This is a genomic window from Kitasatospora sp. NPDC101447 (assembly GCF_044767225.1).
Classification (GTDB): Bacteria; Actinomycetota; Actinomycetes; order Streptomycetales; family Streptomycetaceae; genus Kitasatospora.
Map to the genome: position 1 here is coordinate 97,048 of NZ_JBIWNL010000001.1, position 18,109 is coordinate 115,156.

Consider the following 18,109-nt stretch of genomic DNA (forward strand, 5'->3'; position numbering starts at 1 on the left):
CCACACCACAGCGAATGTTGCTCCCTCCGGGTGGCGGGCCCGGCGTTTCGGCCGTCCGTGGGCCCCTTTCGGCCCCGCGGCCCGGTCGGTCCGGGCGCCTTTCGGCCCTGCAGCCCGGTCGGTCCGGGCCCGCCACCGGGGGCGGGAGGGTCAGCGGAAGCGGTGCAGGTGCTCCTGGAGGAAGGCTTCCAGGGTACGCGGACTGCGCCCGGTGGCGAGGGTGTAGGAGCCGTCCGGGGTCTCCCGGCGGACCACGGCGAGCCGCTGGATCTCCACCACGTGGGCGGCGAGCCAGTCCGGCATCCCGGCCCGCGCGACCAGGTGGGCGTGCAGTTCGGCCGGGGCGAGGTCGACGTAGCGGACCGGGCGGCCGAGCAGCTCGCCGAGCAGGGCGGTGAGCTCCGGGTGGCTGTAGGCCCGCCCGCCGGTGAGCGGATAGGTGCGGCCCGCCAGGTCCGGACGGGTGAGGACGTCGGCGGCGAGGTCGCCGATGTCCCGGACGTCCACGTAGTTGCAGCGCGCCGAGCCCGTCGCGCCGTGCACCACCCCGGCGGCGGCGATGCCGGGCGCCAGGAGCAGCAGCTTCTGCATGAACGCGTACGGGCGCAGGACGGTGGTGGTGACGTCGGAGGACCGCAGGCGCTCCTCGATCAGGTGGTGGCCGCGGGAGACCGCGACCGGGGAGTCCGGCTCGGCGGCGGGCGCGGAGACCTTCACGATGTGCTCCACCCCGCAGTCGAGGGCCGCGTCGATCGCGTTCAGCTCGTGGTGGACCTGGTCCGGGCTGTTGGCCATGGTGAGGAAGAGCTGGTGGGCACCGTGGAAGGCGGTGCGCAGGGAGGCCGGGTCGGCGGCGTCGGCCGGGAACGGCTCGGTGAGGGCGAGCGTGCGCTCGTCCAGTCCGGCGGCCAGGCGGGCGGGGTCGCGGCTGAGCGCGCGGCTCGGGGCGCCGAGGGCGGTGAGGCTGCGCAGGGTGGCGCCGCCGGTGGCGCCGGCGGCGCCCATGATGACGATCATGATGTCTGCCTTTCGGGTCGGGGTGCGGTGTGTCGGGGTGCGGTGGGGAGCGGGTGCTGCGGTTCGCGGGTGCGGCGGCTCCCGCGCCAGCGCCAGGTGGTGATGATGGCGGCGATGGCGGCGGAGACCGGCAGGTCGATCGGCAGCCGTTTCGGCCACGGGCTGTCGGCGAGGGCCGGGACGTGCGGGAGCCAGCGCGCGGCGGCCAGGCCCACGGCGAGCCCCAGTACGGCGGCGGCCAAGCCGAGGGTGGCCGCCGCCACGGCGCGCGGGATCCGGGCGGGCCGGGTGCGGGGCGGGCGGCGGCGCAGCACGGCGCCGAGCGCGGCGGCCACGAGGGCCGAGGTGCCGCCGATGGTGGTGAGCGCGGCGACCACCAGTTGCCGCTGCCCGGTGACGGCTCCGCCGAGGCCGGCCGTCACGGCGGGCATGAGGTAGGCGACCAGGACCTCGCGCCACAGGACGAACGGCGGGGGAGCGCCGGGGGCCTTCTTGCTCATGGGGTGTCCTCACGTTCGGGGTGGTTGTTCCGGTGGATCTCATTAGGTGCCTAAGTATTTGTGCTTAGGTGCCTAAGCAATGGGGCTTGAGAAAGGGCGGGCCGTCGGGCGGCCCGCCTACGGGGTCGGTCGGGGGTGCGGTCGGGGGTGCGGTTCGCGCCGGTCGGGGCCGGCTCGCGAGCGGTCCGGGGTCAGTCCGCGGTCAGCGCGTCGATGCCCGTGACCACCCGGGCCAGCAGGTCCAGGAAGGTGGTGCGCTCCTCGACGGAGAGGCCGGCGACCATCGCCTGCATCCGGGCGAAGTGCTCGGGTGCCACCTCGCGCAGCCGGTCGGCGCCGCGCGCGGTGAGGATCACCACGTTGCCGCGCCCGTCCTCGGTGGACGGGCGGCGGGCCACCAGGCCCTCCCGTTCCAGGCCGTCGACCAGGCCGGTCACGGTCGCCCGGGAGACGCCGAGGCTCGCCGCGAGCCGGGAGGGCGACTTCTCGCCGCCGTGGTCCTCCAGGTCGGCCAGCAGGCGGTAGCGGCCGGTGGAGAGCCCGAAGCGGCCGAAGTGCACCTCGCCGGCCTGGCCGAGTCGGGCGCCCGCCGCCATCAGCCGGGCCGCGACCAGGACCGCCTGCGGGTCGGCCGTGAGGCCGTAGCGGGAGATCTGGCGTCGGGCCTGGTCGAGGGTGGGAGCGCCGTGGTGGGCCTCGGGATGCTGCGTCATGAGAAGTAATATGGCGCCTAATCGGATGGCCCGTCAAGTGCGGGGCCGGACCTCGCCCGGGTGGCACGGAGCGCGGGCCGGGACCTACAGGGCCCGGCCGGACGGGCCCTGGGCGGCGCGGGGCGCGATCCGGGGCGGCGTCCAGTCGGCGTGCTTCAGGACGGTGCGGACCATCACGCCGGGCGGGGTGAGCCGGATCGCGGCGTTGCGCAGGCCGACCGCCAGCGGGTTCGCGAGCTGCTGGCCCATCCGGCCGGCCCGGCGGGCGTCGCGGGCGACGGTCTGGCTGCGCGGCCGGCGGACCGCGTCGTAGCGGGCGAGCGCGTCCTCGACCGTCCGCTCACCGGCGAGGGCCGCCGCCAGGGTCACCGCGTCCTCCAGCGCCTGGCAGGCGCCCTGGCCGAGGTGGGGCGTCATGGCGTGCGCGGCGTCGCCGAGCAGGGCGATCCGGCCCGCGACGTACGAGGGCAGCGGGGTGGCCAGCTCGTGGACGTCGTGGTGCAGCACCGCCTCCGGGCGGGTGGCGGCGAGCAGCGCGGGGACCGGTTCGTGCCAGCGCCCGAAGCGGCGGCTGACCTCCGCCAGCGGGTCGCGGTAGCGGACCCCGGCCGGGGCGTTGAGGACGGCGTGCCACTCGGCCGTGCCGTCCGGGAAGGCGATGTGGCCGAACTCGGCGCCGTGGCCCCAGCTGAGCTCGAAGTCTGCGGCCAGTCCGTCGACCGGGCGCTCGGTGATCGCCCGCAGCACCGTCGAGCCGCTGTACACCGGCCCGGGATGGGCGGGGAAGAGGCGGCGCCGGATGCGGCTGTTGATCCCGTCGGCCGCCACGAGCAGGTCGGCGTCCAGGGTGGTGGCCCCGTGGGTGACCCGGACCCGGGCGGGGTGAGAGGTGTCCGGGTCGGTCACCTCGGCTCCGACCAGCAGGGACCCGGCCGGCAGGGCCTCGCGCAGGATCCGGTGCAGGGCGGCGCGCGGAATGCCCACGATCGGCGCGCCCAGCTCCCGCTCCAGCGCCCGCCCGTCCATCGCCGCGAGCCGACGGCCGTCCGGCGTGCGGGTGCCGCCGGTGTACTGGCGGCGCGAGGCCGCCTCGACCGCGGCACCGACACCCAGGGCGGCGAGCGCGCGCATCCCGTTGGCGGCCAGGGAGATGCCGGCCCCCGCGTCGTCCAGGACGGCCGCCCGCTCGACCACGGTCACGTCCCACCCCGCCAGCCGGAGCCCGATCGCGGCCGCCAGCCCGCCGATCCCGCCCCCGACCACCACTGCACTGTTGCTGCCCATGCCCGGCCCTCCCGTGCCACACGCTGCTTTCTACAGATGTAGAAGGAGCGTACTACGGGCCTACGGGAGCCTCGGCGGGGCCGGGGAGGACCGCAGCGCGGGCCGGTCCCGGGCGCGCGGGCAGGACCGGGACCGCCGTACGCCGCCCGTACGGGCCCCGGGGGTGGTGCCGGTAGAAAGGGGGGATGCGCAGAGACGAGGAGCAGGGGCGGCCGGACCGGCGGACGGTGTTGGCGGACGCGGCGATCGGGGTGCTCGCGGACCTGGGGGTGCGCGGGCTGACCCACCGGGCGGTGGACGCGGCGGCGGGGCTGCCGACCGGCACCACCTCGGCCTACCTGCGGACCCGGCAGGCGCTGCTCACCGCGCTGGTGCGCCGGCTCGTGGAGCTGGACCAGGGGGAGCTGCAGGTCATGGGCGAGCTGGTGCCCGTCCGCTCCGTGGAGGAACTGGTCGACGGCATCGCTGAGTTGATGCGGCGTCGGCTGTCCGGGGAGGGGCGGCGGCGCTCGCTGGCGCGCTACGCGTGCGCGGTGGAGAGCGTGCGCGATCCCGAACTGCGGGAGATCCTCGTGCCGCGGGAGAACGCGGGCCGCGCCGCCGTCCGGGCCTTCCTCGCCGAGCGGGGCGTGTCGGACCCGGACGGACGGACCGCCACGCTGCTCGCCTGCATCGACGGTCTGGTCTTCGACCGCCTGGTGGGCGGGGGAGAGCCCGGGGCCGACGAGATCCGGGGGCTGGTGGCGGCCGCGCTGCGCGGGGCGGCCGCGGTCTGACCCCGCCCTCGCCCCCGTACCCGGCGGCGACCGCGCGGATCGACCTCGATTGACCAATCGTCAGGTCAACCAACCGTCAAGTCGGTTCATTCACAGAATAATCTGCGGCCAACGGAATGGTGTGCGGAGAATTTGCGCTGCCCCGAGGTCTTCACACGGAGATCTCCGACTGACAGTCTGGGGCAGCCCTTTTCAGGACCGAGGAGGTTCCTTGTCCCGCATATCCACGATGGCCGGAGCGGTCGCCTGCGCTCTCGCACTTGTCACCGGTTCCGCCGTCGCCGCGTCGGCGGCGCCGGTCGACCAGGCCCCGGGCCTGGCCGAGGCGAAGGTCGACCCCGTTGCCTGGACCCCGTGCAACCCCGACCCGAGCAAGCCGGACCCGGGCATCTACGACTGCGCCGTCTACCCCGTGCCGCTGGACTACGACAATCCTTCGGGCGAGAAGATCGGCATCGCGATGATGCGGCGCCGGGCGAGCGACCCGTCGAAGCGGATCGGCTCGCTGTTCCTCAACCCGGGCGGCCCGGGCGGCAGCGGCTACCTGTGGGCGACGACCAGCCGCTTCGGCCCCGAGGTGCAGGCGAAGTTCGACCTGGTCGGCTTCGACCCCCGCGGCGTGGCCCGGAGCAACCCGCTCAAGTGCTTCAAGACCCAGGAGGACGCCGACGCGGTCAACAACCGCATGGTCGGCGTTCCGGTCACCAAGGCCGAGGTCAACGAGACGCTGGACGCGGACCAGGACTACACGGACGCCTGCAGCAAGAACGCCGGCCCGCTGATCGAGCACATGTCGACCATCAACGTGGTGCGCGACCTCGACCGGATGCGCCGCGCCGTCGGTGACTCCCAGCTCACCTTCGCCGGCTTCTCCTACGGCACCCTGATCGGTTCGACGTACGCGAACATGTACCCGAACAAGGTCCGCGCGGTCATCATCGACGGCAACGTCGACCCCAACCTGCGCCTGCACAACGGCCTGGAGTACGACCGCCAGCGCGCGGGCGGCTTCGAGCTGGCCCTGGACGAGTTCCTGAAGCGCTGCCAGGCGGCCGGCGCCCCGCGCTGCGCCTTCGGCGAGGGCGACACCCGGGCCAAGTTCGACGAGCTCCGCGACCACCTGCGGACCAGCCCGATCACGCTGGCGAACGGCACCCAGGTGACGCTGTCCAGCTTCACCAGCGAGGTCGCCGGCGCGCTGTACTCGCAGGCCAAGCTGGCCCCGCTGGCCAAGTCGCTGCAGGCGACGTACCAGGTGCTGCAGAAGCCGAACGCCGCCACCCTGCTGGCCCCGAAGGCGAACGTCGCGGAGGAGGACGCCAACCTCCTCACCGTGAACCTGCCGCGGGCGCTGCGGGAGGCCCCGGCGGACTCCGAGTACACCGCCGACGACTCCTACATGGGCGTCAACTGCCAGGACAAGCCGTACCCGTCGAACGACCGCGTGTTCGCCAACGTGGCCAAGACCTGGGAGCAGGAGTCGCCGACCTTCGGCCGCTACCAGGCCTTCGACGCGCCGGCCTGCGCCAGCTGGCCGGCCCCGGCCCGGGACGCCGAGCGCTTCTCCGGCCCGTGGAACAAGAAGACCTCCAACACCGTGATGGTCATCGGCAACCTCTACGACCCGGCGACCCAGTACAAGTTCGCGCAGCGGATGCAGCAGGAGCTGGGCAACGCGGTGCTGGTCAGCGTCGACTCGATCGAGCACTGCGCCGTCGGCCGGAGCAAGGCGCTGAACGACCTGGTCACCCGCTACCTGGTGGACGGCACCGCGCCGAAGCCGGGCCAGCTGCTGAAGCCGGACGCGGAGATCTTCCCGGCGGTCTGAAGGCCCGGACGTGTGACGGCCTGAGGGCCTGAAGGCCTGAGGGCGTGAGAATCCCGGGGCCTCACGAAACGAGGTGACGGTTGTGGTGGTCGGCGGGCGCCGGCCACCACAACCGTTTTTCTGGCCCGGAGCACTCCCGGAGCTCCCGGAGCTCCCGGAACTCCCGGAACTCCCGGAACTCCCTGGGCTTTCAGGGAAATCAGTGGAAGATCGCCGTCGAACATCCTGGGGGACGGGGTGGCGAATCGTCACACCCTCTCCCCGCAGCTCTTCCCCGGTCGAATTGCCGGGTCGGCACACGAACCAGCCGGCTGCCGATCGGATCGGATTCCCGCGATTTACGCGGCCTGCTCCGCCTCCGCCTCGACGATCCGCCCGTCCCGGAGCTCGATCACGCGGTCGGCGAGTTCCATCAGCGTCGGGTCGTGGGTGGCGACCAGCACCGTGACGCCCTCGCTGCGCACCACCGCGCGCAGCAGCTCCATGATCGAGCGGCCGGTCTCCGAGTCCAGCTGGCCGGTCGGCTCGTCGGCGATGATCAGGCCCGGCTCGTTGGCCAGCGCGCGGGCGATGGCGACGCGCTGCTGCTGGCCGCCGGAGAGTTCGCCGGGGCGCTGGTTGGCGTGGTCGGCCAGGCCGACCAGGGCCAGCAGGGTGTGCGCCCGCTCCTCGCGCTCGGCCGCCGCGACCTTGCGCAGCCGCATCGGCACGCCGACGTTCTCGGCGGCGGTGAGCATCGGGATCAGCCCGAAGGACTGGAAGACGAAGCCGATCCGTTCCCGCCGCAGGGCGAGCCGTCCGTCCTCGTTCAGCCCGCCGAGGTCGATGCCGTCGAGGGAGATGCCGCCGGCGGTGGGGGAGTCCAGGCCGCCGACCAGGTTGAGCAGGGTGGTCTTGCCGGAGCCGGAGCGGCCCTTGAGCGCGGTGAGTTCGCCGCGGCCGATCGTGAAGGAGACGCCGCGCAGGGCGTGCACGGCCCGCTCGCCGGTGCCGAAGCTGCGTCGGAGATCGGTCACGGCCACCATCGGTGCGGTGGTCGTGGCGGTGACGGTGGCGGCCTGGTCCTGCGTCATGCGTCGTCCCCCCAGTGGGCGTGGTTGCCCGGTTCCGTTCGGCTCTACGGGTGCGGCGGCTCCGCGGGTTCAGGATTCCGGGAACGGAATCCGTGCGGACGGAGTGTGTGCCGGTCGAAGGAGCGTGACGGAGCCGGAGTTGTGAAGTGTGCATGGCATTTCAATGGGTCATCCCGGCCGGGATGCTATCAATGATGGAATTTGCTCACTGCTTACTTGATTCGCGCAAGTCCCTTCCGTTCCTGGACTGTTTCTGACAGCATCGTCCGCTATCCGGTGATCGAATGCCGGTGATCAATGCGCCGGTGTGCCCTCGAAGTGTCCGCCCGTGGCCGATTTGTGCCCGGAACGGATCGATGGGCGGGGCCGGTCGACGCTACCGGGGACGTAATCCGGGGGAGGAACTCGATGCTCGGCTTCGTCGTGCGCAGACTGCGCGGACGACTGCCGCTGGCTGCTGCCGTCCTGCTGACGGTACTGATCACCACGGCGGTGCTGACCGCCCTGGTGACCTTCAACAGCGGCGTCGGTCAGGCGGGTCTGCGGCAAACGCTCCAGGGGCCGGGCCATGCCCGGACCACCGTGGTGGTGACCGCCGAACACGGCCTCGAAGAACGGCAGAAGGACGAGGAGGCGCTCGCCTCCTACCGGCAGAAGCTCTTCGGCGGGCTGCCCGTCCACACCGACAGCCTGCTGCGCAGCCGCTCCTACGGCCTCCCGGGCGGCGGCGACGCCGCCCCGGCCGCAAGCGCGACGGCCGGTCAGTCCGGCGCGGCCAAGGTCGACCTGACGGTCCTCGCCGACCTCGACCGCACCCGGGTGCGGCTCACCGCCGGCGCCTGGCCCGAGGCCGTCGGCGGGCCGGTCCAGTCCGCCGCTCCGCAGGTCGCCGTCCCGCAGGCCGTGTTGGCCCGCCTCGGCCTGACGGCCCAGGCCCTGCCCACGGACGTCCGGCTCGCCGACCGGGTGGACGGCAAGCCGCTGACCGTCCGGATCACCGGCACCTACCGGGCCGCCGACCCGTTCGCCCCGTACTGGCACATCGACCCGGTCGGCGGTCACGAGATCCAGACCGGCGGGTTCACCACCTACGGCCCGATGCTGGTCGACCCGAGTGCCTTCACCGCGGGCGGCCTGCCGCAGAGCAGCCGCGGCTGGCTGCTCGACGCCGACTTCGCGGGCGTCGACCAGGGCGCGGCCGAGGCCATCGGCGGCCGGGCCCAGCTCCTGGCCGACGATCTGCGGAAGACCTCCGGCCTCGCCGCGAGCACGGAACTCCCGGATGTGGTCCGTGAGTTGAAGGCCAGTCTGATGGTCGCCAGGTCGACCCTGCTGATCGGCGCCCTGCAACTCGCCGTGCTCGCCGCGGCGGCCCTGCTGCTGGTCGTCCGGCTGATCTCGGCTCGCCAGGAGCGGGAGAACGAACTGCTCGCCGCCCGCGGCGCCTCCGGCAGCCGGCTCGGTGGCTTCACCGCTCTGGAGTCGGTGCTGCTCGCCCTCCCCGCCGCGGTGCTCGCCCCCGTGCTCACACCGTTCCTGGTCCGCGTCCTGGCCGGCCTCGGCCGGTCCCACCAGGTCGCCCTGGACACCCAACTGCGCTGGACGCTCTGGCCGGTGGCCCTGGTCTGCGCCGTCGGCTGCGTCGTCCTGGCCACCGTGCCGAGCCTGCTGCGCGGCGCCGGCGCCGCCCTGCGCCGCCGGGCCGGCCGCCGCCAGGCGGTGGTCTCCGGCATCGCCCGCAACGGCGGTGACCTCGCGGTGCTCGCCCTGGCCGCGCTCGCCTACCAGCAACTCGACCAGTACGGCGGCGGGCTGTCCGCCGACTCCTCCGGCGACCTCGGCGTCGACCCGCTGCTGGTCGCCACCCCCACCCTGGCACTGTGCGCGGGCACCCTGATCGTGCTGCGGCTGCTGCCCGTGGTCGCCCGGCTGGGCGCCCGGGTCGCCGCCCGCGGCGACGGCCTCGGCCCGGCCATGGTCGGCTGGCAGCTGGCCCGTCAGCCCGCCCGGGCCACCGGACCCGTGCTGCTGCTGGTGATGGCCGTGGCCACCGGAGTGCTCGCGCTCGGCCAGCACGCCACCTGGACCGCCTCCCAGCGCGACCAGGCCTCCTTCGACACGGCCGGCGGCCTGCGCGTCTCCGCCGCGCGCACCTCGCTGATGGGCCAGGGCGGCCACTACGACGCACTGCCCGGCGGCGACCGGCTGATCCCGGTCGACCGCGAGGAGCAGACGCTGTCGAACGGCACCGGCCAGATCCTCGCGGTGGACTCCGCCGCGCTGGCCGACCGCGTCCCGTTCCGCGCCGACCTGCTCGGCGGGGCCGACCCGGCGAAGGTGTTCGGCACGCTCGCCCAGCCCGCGCCGACCGGCGCGCAGGCCGGCGTCCCCCTGCCCGGCCGTCCGCTGCGGATCGACGCCGACCTGGCCCTCCGGCAGGTGTTCGACACCAGCAGCGCGCGCCCGCCGCTCCCGTCCCCGCCGGAAGTGACGCTGCTGCTGCGGGACCGCTTCGGCTACGTCCACAAGGCCCCGTTCGTCGACCTCCCGGCCAGCGGCGAGCAGCGCGTCTCGGCCCCGCTGAGCGCGCTCGTCGACGCCCCGGTGGGCGCCGCCGCCGCGCCGCTGACCCTGGTCGGGGCGACCGTCTCCTTCGGCGACCGGGTCGTCGGAGAGGTGACCGTCGGCCGGCTGGCCGTCTCGGACAGCGCGGACGGGCCCGCGACCGACGTCCCGGTACCGGCCGGCCTCTCCTGGAAGGGGGGCGTGGTCGACGGACCGACCCTGCGGCCCGGAGCCGCGCCGCCCGTCACCGTACGGCCCGAACCGGCCGACGCCGCGCGGCTGATCACCGTCGGCTACGCCTCGGAGAAGGTCCCCCTGCGGGCCGTCGTCGGCATCGCGGGCGCGGAGGCGCCGAACGTCCTGAGCGGCGTCGCCACCCGGGACTACCTGAAGCTCGTCGGCGCCTCGGTCGGCGACGTCGTCCGGGTGCCGATCGCCGGCGCCGTCGTCCAGGTCAGGATCACCGGGGCGGTCCCGGCCGTGCCGGCGACCGGGCCCGACGCCCTGGTCGTCGACCTGGCCACCACCGCGCGCCTGTTGGCCGCCCAGGGCCGCACCCTGCCCAGCCGCGCCGAGTGGTGGCTGCCCGCCGCCGCGCCGGGCGACCGCGCCCCGGCCGAGCTGGCCGCCGCGCTGCGGGCCGCCCCGGGCTCCCAGGACGTCCGGCTGTACGACGAGGTCTCCGAGGGGATGCTCAGCGACCCGGTGGGCGCCGCCCCGCAGAACGCGCTGATGGCCATCGCGCTGGTCACCGCCCTGCTCGCCGCGATCGGCTTCGTCGCCGCCGTGGCCGGCTCCGCCCACGAGCGCGCCCGGGACTCCGCGCTGCTGCTCGCCCTGGGCGCGCCGCGCAAGCAGGTCACCCGCACCGTCGCCGCCGAACAGGCGCTGCTGGTCGGACTCGGCGGGGTCGTCGGACTGGCCCTCGGCGCCCTGCTCGTCCACCTGATCGTCCCGTTCGTCGTCCTGACGCCCGCCGCCCGCCGTCCGAGGCCCGAGGCGCTGATCACGCTGCCCGTCGGCCAGGCCCTGCTGTTCGCGGCGGCGATCGCCGTCGCCCCGCTGCTGTCGGCCTTCCTCATCGGACGTCGCCGTCGAGACGTGGCCAACCGGCTGCGCCACGTGGAGGAGATGTGACCACCCAGGCCGGCACCCGCGTGCCCACCACCGACACCGCCCACCGCCCCGCCGGCTGGGTCCGCACCAGGCTGCGGGCGAACCCGCTCGCCGCGCTGCTCATGGCGGCCCTCACGCTCGTCACCGTGTTCCTGGCCGCGGCCTTCCCCCGCATCGCGGACCGGGGCGCGGACGCGGCGCTCCAGGACTTCGTCCGCCAGAAGGGCCTCGTCCAGAGCAGCCTGCAGACCACCTCCAAGGTCCTCGCCGACGACGACGCGGGAAAGCTCGACCGGGTGCAGCAGACCCTGGTCGAGACGGTCGGCCGTGCACTCACGCCGGACCGGTCGGGCGAGGCCCACGGCGCCCGCGCCCTGAGCCCCCGCACCATGGGCAACCCGGGGTACGCCCGGATCGCGGAGAAGGCCCTCCCGGACCTCAGCCTGCTCTACCTGCACGAACTGCCGGGCCGGGCCACCCTCACCGACGGCACCTGGCCGACCCCCGGCGTCACCGGCAGCCCGCTGCCGATCGTGATCAGCAAGAAGGCCGCCGAGACGATCCGCATCAAGCTCGGCGACGTCATCGACAACGGCGAGGAGGGCTCGGGCGTCAAGCGGACCACCGTGGTGGTCGGCTTCTACCAGGCCAACGACCCCCTGGACCCGTTCTGGGACGACCTCGGCTGTTCGGTCCGCGCCTGCCTGCGGACCGACCCCGACAACGAGCACTGGACGACCAGCGGGTTCGTCGACGGCGGCAGCCTGCCGGCGATGGCGCACTGGGGTTCGAGCGCCGAGATCTTCTGGCGGCTGCCCGTCGACCCCGCGTCGCTGCACGCCGACCGGATCGACCGCACCCGCAGCGCCATCAGCTCCGTCCTGACCGGCCGCGACGCCACCGCCCTGGTCGGCGCGACCGGGCGCACCGACCTGCACACCAGCTCCAACCTGCCGGAAATCCTCAGCCGGGCGGACGCGCGCTACCGGGCCGCGCTGCCGCTCAGCGCGATCGGCCCGGCCGGCGTGGCGGGCGTCGCCACCGTGGTGCTGTTCCTGGCCGCCGCCCTCACCACCGACCGGCGCACCGCCGAGATCAGACTGCTCCGGGCCCGCGGCGGTTCCGCCGCCGGGGTGCTGCGACGGCTGATCGGCGAGGGCGCCGTCACCGTCCTGCCGGCCGCCGTGCTCGGAACGGCCCTCGCCCTGGTGCTGCTGCCCACCCCCCGCTGGGACCGCTCGGTGCTGACGGCCCTGGTGGCGACCCTGATCGCGCTGCTGGCCTTCCCGGCCCGGACGGCCCTGCTGTGGGCGCGCCGACGGGCGGCCGGCGGCCGGCGCCGACTGGTCGGCGAACTCGCCGTCCTGGCGGTCACCGCCGCGGCCGTGGCGGAGGTCCGGCGCCGGGGCGTCGGCACCGGCGCCGACGCCGGCGTGGATCCGCTGCTGGTCGCCGCCCCGCTCCTGCTCGCCGTCACCGGCGGGCTGCTGCTGGCCCGGATCGAACCGGTGCTGGTCGGCTGGCTGGCGGCCCTGGCCGGCCGGGGCCGCAGCCTGATCGGCTTCCTCGGGCTGGCCCGCGCCGCCCGTGACAGCTCGGGCCGCCGCAAGCCGTCCGTGCTGCCGCTTCTCGCCCTGCTGATCGCCGTCACCACGACCGGCTTCGGCGCCACCGTGCTCGACACCGTCGACCACGTGCGGACCCGCGCCGCGCGCATCGCCACGGGCGGGGACATCGGCGTCTCCCTCCCGGGCTACGCCGGCCTGACCGACGAGTTCACCAAGACCGCCGGCGCCCTGCCGGGCGTCCGGGCCTCGACCGCGGTCTGGGTCGAGCCCAAGACCCGCATCCTCGGCGCCGACCAGACCTACACCGAGGCCTACCTGGTGATGGTCGTCGATCCGGCGGCGTACGCCGAGATCGCCCGGACCCTGGGAGCCGGCGAGTTCGACCCGGCGAAGCTGGCCGGGGCGGCCGGCGGCCGGGACACCCCGGTGCCCGCCCTGGTCAGCCGCGACCTGGCCAAACGCCTGGCCGAAGGGTCCTCCCAGGTGCGCACGCCCAACGGCAACGACCTGCGCCTCACCGTCGCCGCGACGGTCGGCGCCACCCCCGCGCTGCCGGACCCCGGAAAGCCCTTCGTGGTCGTTCCGGCCGGCCCCGCCTGGGAGCGACTGCCGGACGCCAGGCGGGTGAACCAGTGGTTCGCCGTCGGCGACGTCGACCCCGAAGGGGTCAGGACGGCCCTGCGGGACAACAGCGGGGCCCGGCCGGTCGGCCTGGCCAAGCTGATCGCGGACGACGCCGCGGCCGGCGGCAAGGCCACCCACGGGCTGCCCGCCGGATACACCGTGCACAGCAGCCGGGAGACCGCCGCCGCCCTCGGGGACGACCCGCTGCAGCACGCCGCCGGGCGGCTGTTCTGGTACGCGGCCGCCGCCGGAGCCGGGTACGCCCTGCTCGCCGTCCTGCTCACGCTGTTCCGGGCCGCGCCCGACCGTACGGCCGTGCTCGCCCGGCTGCGCACCATGGGCCTGCGGCCCCGTCAGGGCCTGGCACTGATCGTCATCGAGGCGCTGCCGCAGACCCTGGCGGCCGCCATCGGCGGCGGGCTGGTCGCGGTGGCGGCGGTCGCCCTGCTGGGCGGCGGCTTCGACATCTCGACGCTGGTCGGCGCCAGGGTCGGGGAGGTCATCACCCCCGCGCTGATGCCGGTACTGCTGCCCACCGCGGGCCTGGCCCTGCTGGTCGGCCTCGGGGTGGTGCTGGAGACGCTGATCGCCGGCCGGCGCCAGATCGCCACCGAGCTGCGGGCGGGGGAACAGGCGTGACGGCGGAACCCGCGGCGCGGGCCGCGGCAGTGGAGGACGCCGGGAGTCGGCCCGGCGGGGCCGTCCTTGCCCGCCAAACCGTCCGTACCCGCGAAACCGTCCGTACCCGCGAAAGCGGCCGTGCCGGTGAAACCGTCCGAACCGGCGGAACCGTCGGTAGCAGCCAGACCGTCGAGACAGGAGACGAGCGGTGAACAGCACCCCCCAGGGGCCGACGGCCGTCGCGACCCCCAGCCTGCAGGAACTCCGGCAGCGGGCGCTCGCCGCCGCCTCGCCCAAGGCGTACGGCGAGGGCGCGGCCATCGTCTGCGACCGGCTGGTCCGGATCTTCAGCACCGAGGGCGTCGAGGTCCAGGCGCTCCAGGGCCTGGAACTGACCATCCGGCAGGGCGACCTGGTCGCCCTGGTCGGCGCCTCCGGCAGCGGCAAGTCCACCCTGCTCACCATCCTCGCCGGGCTGGACGTGCCGACCGCCGGCACCGCCACCGTGGCCGGCTGCGACCTGCTGGAGATGTCCGCCAAGGAGCGGCTGCGCTACCGGCGCGAGGTGGTCGGCTTCATCTGGCAGCAGACCGCCCGCAACCTGCTGCCGTTCCTCACCGCCGCCGAGAACATCGCCCTGCCCATGCAGCTGCGCGGCCGCCGGTCGGGCGCCGGCGGATCGAAGCAACAGGCCTCCCGGGTGGCCGAGTTGATGGAGGCGCTGGAGATCGGCGACCTCGCCCGGCGGCGCCCCTCCGAGCTCTCCGGTGGTCAGCAGCAGCGGGTGGCGATCGCGGTGGCGATGGCCAACAACCCGCCGGTGCTGCTCGCCGACGAGCCCACCGGTGAGCTGGACTCCGAGACCGCGGGAGTGATCTTCGAGGCCTTCCGCACCGTCAACCGCGAACTCGGCGCCACCGTCGTCATCGTCACCCACGACCCGATGGTGGCGGGCGAGGTGCGCCGTACGGTCGCCATCCGGGACGGGCGGACCAGCAGCGAGGTGCTGCGCCGCACCGTGACGGACGAGCACGGCGAGGAGTCGGTGAACGAGCGCGAGTACGTGATGCTGGACCGCACCGGACGGGTCCAGCTGCCGGTCAAGTTCCTGGAGGCGCTGGGCATGGAGCACCGCGTCGCGGTCGACCTCGCGGCCGACCACATCGAGGTGCGCCCGGACGACATCGCGGGGCACTGACCGCCCTCCGGCGGGTGGGTGGCGTCAGCCGTCGCCCATCCGCCGGAAGAGGCCGCTGTCCTCGGCGTCCGTCCGGAGATCGGACGGCGCCTCCGGGGCGGCGCGCTCGCCGCGGGGGGCGGCCGTGCACCGGGCGAAGACGATCAGGGCAATGGCCGCCACGGCGAGGATGCCCAGTGCGGTCAGGACGCGGAGCCAGGTCAAGGTCGTGCCTCCCGGGGACGGTGCGGGGAACGTTGCCCGGGAGGTATCGGCAGGTGGGCCCGCACGGTCGAGTGCCCACGGACGGTTTTCCCGCCGGGTGCCGCGCGAGAGGTTGCCCGTGTGGGCGCTTGGAGCACTCGCGGGGCGCGTCACGCTCCTTCGCACGCCCCTGCAGTGGCGGCGGCCCGGCCGGTGTCGTCGGTGTCCGTCAGGGCGCCGTCCGCGGTGCGGGCTTCGGCGTCCGTCAGGGCGCGCAGGAGGCCGAGGTCCGGCTTTCCGAGGCCGTTCAACGGGATGGCGGGCAGCAGCAGGACGGTGTCCGGCGCGCACCGTGTGCCCCCGTGCTCCCGGCTCCAGCACCGCAGTTGGTCCGCCGTCGTCCGGGAGCCGTCCGCCAGGGCCACCGCCGCGTGGACGCGCTCCAGCCGGTCCGGGTCGGTGGTCGTGAACATCACCGCCTCCCGGACGTCCGGGTGGGCGCGCAGCGGCTCCTCCACCTCGCTGGGGAACACATTGTGCCCCTCGACGATCGCCATCGGATCCCGCCGCCCGGCCACCGTCAGATAGCCGGCCGCGTCCAGGCTGCCCAGGTCGCCGGTGTGCAGCCAGCCCTCGCGCAGCACCCGGGCGGTCGACTCCGGATCGCGCCAGTAGCCGACCATCGCGGTCGGCGTCCGGACGCAGATCTCCCCGGTCCGGCCGGGCGGCAGCGGCGCACCGTCCTCGTCCAGGATCCGCACCCCGGTGTCCGGGTACGGCCGGCCGGCGGTGGACAGCAACCGCGGGTCCAGGTGCTCGTCCGGGCTCAGCCGGGCGACCGGCCCGCACTCCGTCAGGCTGTAGGTCTGGTGCAGGACCCGGCCCAGCCGCCGGGTCGCCTCCGCCAGCCGCCGCGGCGACGGCCGGCAGCCGGTGTAGCCGACGCGCCGCAGACTGCCGGTGTCGGTCACGGGCAGCAGCGGGTGGTCCAGCAACCGGTAGAGCAGGTGCGGCGGCAGGTACAACCGGGACACCCGGTACCGCTCCACCGCCGCCAGCACGGACCCGGCGTCGAACCCGTCCTGCAGCACCACCGTGCCGCCCGCGGCCAGCGCGAGGTCCGCCGTCGTCCCGCCGCCGTGGCAGAGCGGCGTGCAGAGCAGGAAGGTCGAGCCGGACAGCAGCGGTGGGCGCGGCGGCCGGGCGAAGCGGCGCAGCACGCCTTTCGGCCGGCCGGTGGTGCCGCCGGTGAAGCGCACCGCCATCACGTCCTCCGGCCGGTACCGGGGTTCGAGCGGGGCGGGGGAGCAGTCGGCGGCGAGGTCCAGCAGGTCCTCCCCGAGCCCCAGCGGCGCCGGGCCGAGGGCGAGGAGGCGGGCTCCGGGCACGGCGCGCGCGATCCCGTCGGCCGCGGCCCGGCAGCGCAGCGGATCGAAGACCAGCGCCGACGTCCCGGCGAACCCGGCCAGCGCCACCTGCTCCCGGACCGGCCCGTCGGGGTACGGCATGGCCACCCGGCAGCCCAGCAGGTTCGCGGACAGTCGGACCAGCAGCGCCTCCGGCCGGTTCCCCGCCAGCACCGTCACGCCGTCCCCGCGCCCCAGCCCGACCCGTGCCAGCGCCCGGGCGCCGCGGTGGACCGCGTCCAGGCAGGCCTGCGCGGTGAGCGCGGTGCCGTCCCCGGACCGGATCGCCACCCGCCCCGGATCCCGCGCCAGCCCGTCCAGTACCAGCCCGGTGTACGTCGGACCCGTCTCGACCACGGCCCTGCCCCCTTTCTGAGGGTGCGTCAGCCTAGTGGACGGGCGGCCCCGGAGATGCACGGCGGTCGACCGGAGCCCCACGAGCACCGCCGACCGGCCGGAGCCGGGTACTCGGGCGCCGGGTACTCGGGAGCCGGGCGCCGGGAGCGCGGGCGCCGTACGGGTCCGGGCCCGGCCCGGCGGCGGGTACCGCGGGGGCCGGCCGGGCGGGCCGGCCGGGATTGTTAGGGTTCCCGGTCGGACGTGAACGGGGAGACCGGTGGGCAGCGGAGTGGATGCGGTCGTGGTGCCGCGCGGGGTGGTGGACCTGCGGGGCGAGGCCGGGGCGGGCTTCGTGGTGGTTTACCCGGCCGATGCCGTGGTGGTGGTGTCGGGCCTGCCGGGCGCCGGGAAGAGCACGTTGCTGCGCCGGTGGTCCGGGGCGGCGGTGCGCGCGGTGGACCCGCGGACGGTGCACGAGGCCTGCGAGGCGGTGATGCCGGCCGGCCTGCCGTACGCGGTGTACCGGCCGTGGGCGCGGCTGGAGCACTTCCGGCTGCTGCGCGCCTCGGTGCGGCGCGGCGGTCCGCTGCTGGTGCACGACTGCGGCAGCCGCGCCTGGATGCGGCGCTGGCTCGCCCGGGAGGCGGGCCGCCGGGGACGCGAGCTGCACCTGGTGCTGCTGGACGTCGGCGCGGCGACCGCGCTGGACGGCCAGCGGGCCCGCGGCCGGCACGCCTCCGCCCGGGTGTTCGCCCGCCACCATCGGGGCCTGGAGCGGCTGTTGGCCGCCTTCCCCCGGCAGGCGCGGTGGGCCGGGCCGATGCCGACGCCCGAGGCCTCGTCCGTGCTGCTGCTGGACGCGGTCTCAAGGTCCCGGGCGGCGGCGGTGCGGTTCGGCCTGGATGACGCCGGCGCCGGCCTCGGTGGAGGCGCCGGTGCCGGCGACGGTGACGGCGGCGGGGTGCCGGGGGCGGGCTGACCTCAGCGGCGGGCGCGGCGCTCCGCCTCCGCGTGCCACCAGCCGGGCGGGGACGGTCCGTCGACGGTGGCGGAGGGCTGCTCGGGGTGGAGCCCGAGCGGGCGCAGCGCCTCGGCGGCGACCTGGACCTCGACCCGGCACTGCCGGCGGCCGTCCGGGCCGGTCCCGCAGGTCAGGCCGTAGCGCACGGCGCCCTCGGAGAACGGCATCCAGTCGATGCCCCGGTCACGCAGTCAGGCGCGGACGGCGGCCGGCAGGGTGGGACGGCCGGGCAGGCTCCGGTGGGCGGCGATGGTGATCCACTCGGTGTCGGGCTCGC

14 protein-coding genes are annotated in these 18,109 nt (G+C 75.1%); 6 read left to right on the forward strand and 8 right to left on the reverse strand.

Features of this window, described 5'->3' with window-relative positions:
- Window positions 1–150 precede the first annotated feature (150 nt).
- From ACIRST_RS00450 to ACIRST_RS00465, 4 genes are all read right to left on the reverse strand, one after another.
- The gene (locus tag ACIRST_RS00450) at window positions 151–1,017 is read right to left on the reverse strand and encodes an NmrA family NAD(P)-binding protein (protein WP_402798718.1); all 867 of its coding nucleotides are present in this window, start codon (window positions 1,015–1,017) and stop codon (window positions 151–153) included.
- Window positions 1,014–1,517, reverse strand: a complete 504-nt coding sequence (locus tag ACIRST_RS00455) for a hypothetical protein (protein WP_402798719.1) — start codon at window positions 1,515–1,517, stop codon at window positions 1,014–1,016. The genes ACIRST_RS00450 and ACIRST_RS00455 overlap by 4 nt, the downstream gene beginning before the upstream one ends.
- A 191-nt stretch (window positions 1,518–1,708) precedes the next feature.
- The gene (locus ACIRST_RS00460; RefSeq protein ID WP_350520283.1) at window positions 1,709–2,230 is read right to left on the reverse strand and encodes a MarR family transcriptional regulator; all 522 of its coding nucleotides are present in this window, start codon (window positions 2,228–2,230) and stop codon (window positions 1,709–1,711) included.
- An 84-nt stretch (window positions 2,231–2,314) separates the two neighbouring features.
- A complete protein-coding gene (locus ACIRST_RS00465) occupies window positions 2,315–3,514 on the reverse strand; it encodes an FAD-dependent monooxygenase (RefSeq protein ID WP_402798721.1) in 1,200 nt (399 codons plus the stop codon).
- Window positions 3,515–3,699: 185 nt separating this feature from the next.
- Here ACIRST_RS00465 and ACIRST_RS00470 point away from each other — a divergent pair, with 185 nt between their 5' ends.
- The gene (locus tag ACIRST_RS00470) at window positions 3,700–4,290 is read left to right on the forward strand and encodes a TetR family transcriptional regulator C-terminal domain-containing protein (RefSeq protein WP_350520281.1); all 591 of its coding nucleotides are present in this window, start codon (window positions 3,700–3,702) and stop codon (window positions 4,288–4,290) included.
- A 211-nt stretch (window positions 4,291–4,501) separates the two neighbouring features.
- Complete coding sequence (locus ACIRST_RS00475; RefSeq protein ID WP_350520280.1) at window positions 4,502–6,118, forward strand: alpha/beta hydrolase; 1,617 nt, start codon at window positions 4,502–4,504, stop codon at window positions 6,116–6,118.
- Between the two features lie 338 nt (window positions 6,119–6,456).
- On the opposite strand, the gene ACIRST_RS00480 is transcribed toward ACIRST_RS00475, so the two are convergent.
- Window positions 6,457–7,191, reverse strand: coding sequence for an ABC transporter ATP-binding protein (locus ACIRST_RS00480; protein WP_402798723.1), 735 nt, complete (start codon window positions 7,189–7,191; stop codon window positions 6,457–6,459).
- A 408-nt stretch (window positions 7,192–7,599) separates the two neighbouring features.
- Here ACIRST_RS00480 and ACIRST_RS00485 point away from each other — a divergent pair, with 408 nt between their 5' ends.
- From ACIRST_RS00485 to ACIRST_RS00495, 3 genes are all read left to right on the forward strand, one after another.
- Entirely contained in the window at window positions 7,600–10,893 is a 3,294-nt protein-coding gene (locus tag ACIRST_RS00485; protein WP_402798725.1) for an FtsX-like permease family protein, read from the forward strand.
- Entirely contained in the window at window positions 10,890–13,703 is a 2,814-nt protein-coding gene (locus ACIRST_RS00490) for a hypothetical protein (protein ID WP_402798727.1), read from the forward strand. Before ACIRST_RS00485 ends, ACIRST_RS00490 begins: the two co-directional genes overlap by 4 nt.
- Window positions 13,704–13,893: 190 nt before the next feature.
- Window positions 13,894–14,883, forward strand: coding sequence for an ABC transporter ATP-binding protein (locus ACIRST_RS00495; protein ID WP_402798729.1), 990 nt, complete (start codon window positions 13,894–13,896; stop codon window positions 14,881–14,883).
- A gap of 24 nt (window positions 14,884–14,907) precedes the next feature.
- On the opposite strand, the gene ACIRST_RS00500 is transcribed toward ACIRST_RS00495, so the two are convergent.
- The gene (locus ACIRST_RS00500; RefSeq protein WP_402798731.1) at window positions 14,908–15,087 is read right to left on the reverse strand and encodes a hypothetical protein; all 180 of its coding nucleotides are present in this window, start codon (window positions 15,085–15,087) and stop codon (window positions 14,908–14,910) included.
- 149 nt (window positions 15,088–15,236) lie between these two features.
- Window positions 15,237–16,829, reverse strand: a complete 1,593-nt coding sequence (locus ACIRST_RS00505) for an AMP-binding protein (RefSeq protein WP_402798733.1) — start codon at window positions 16,827–16,829, stop codon at window positions 15,237–15,239.
- A gap of 259 nt (window positions 16,830–17,088) precedes the next feature.
- Here ACIRST_RS00505 and ACIRST_RS00510 point away from each other — a divergent pair, with 259 nt between their 5' ends.
- On the forward strand, window positions 17,089–17,790 hold the full coding sequence (locus tag ACIRST_RS00510; RefSeq protein WP_402798735.1) for an AAA family ATPase: 702 nt from the start codon (window positions 17,089–17,091) through the stop codon (window positions 17,788–17,790).
- A gap of 2 nt (window positions 17,791–17,792) precedes the next feature.
- On the opposite strand, the gene ACIRST_RS00515 is transcribed toward ACIRST_RS00510, so the two are convergent.
- Window positions 17,793–17,999: a hypothetical protein gene (locus ACIRST_RS00515; RefSeq protein ID WP_350520272.1), complete on the reverse strand. Its 207-nt coding sequence runs from the start codon at window positions 17,997–17,999 to the stop codon at window positions 17,793–17,795.
- Window positions 18,000–18,109 lie beyond the last annotated feature (110 nt).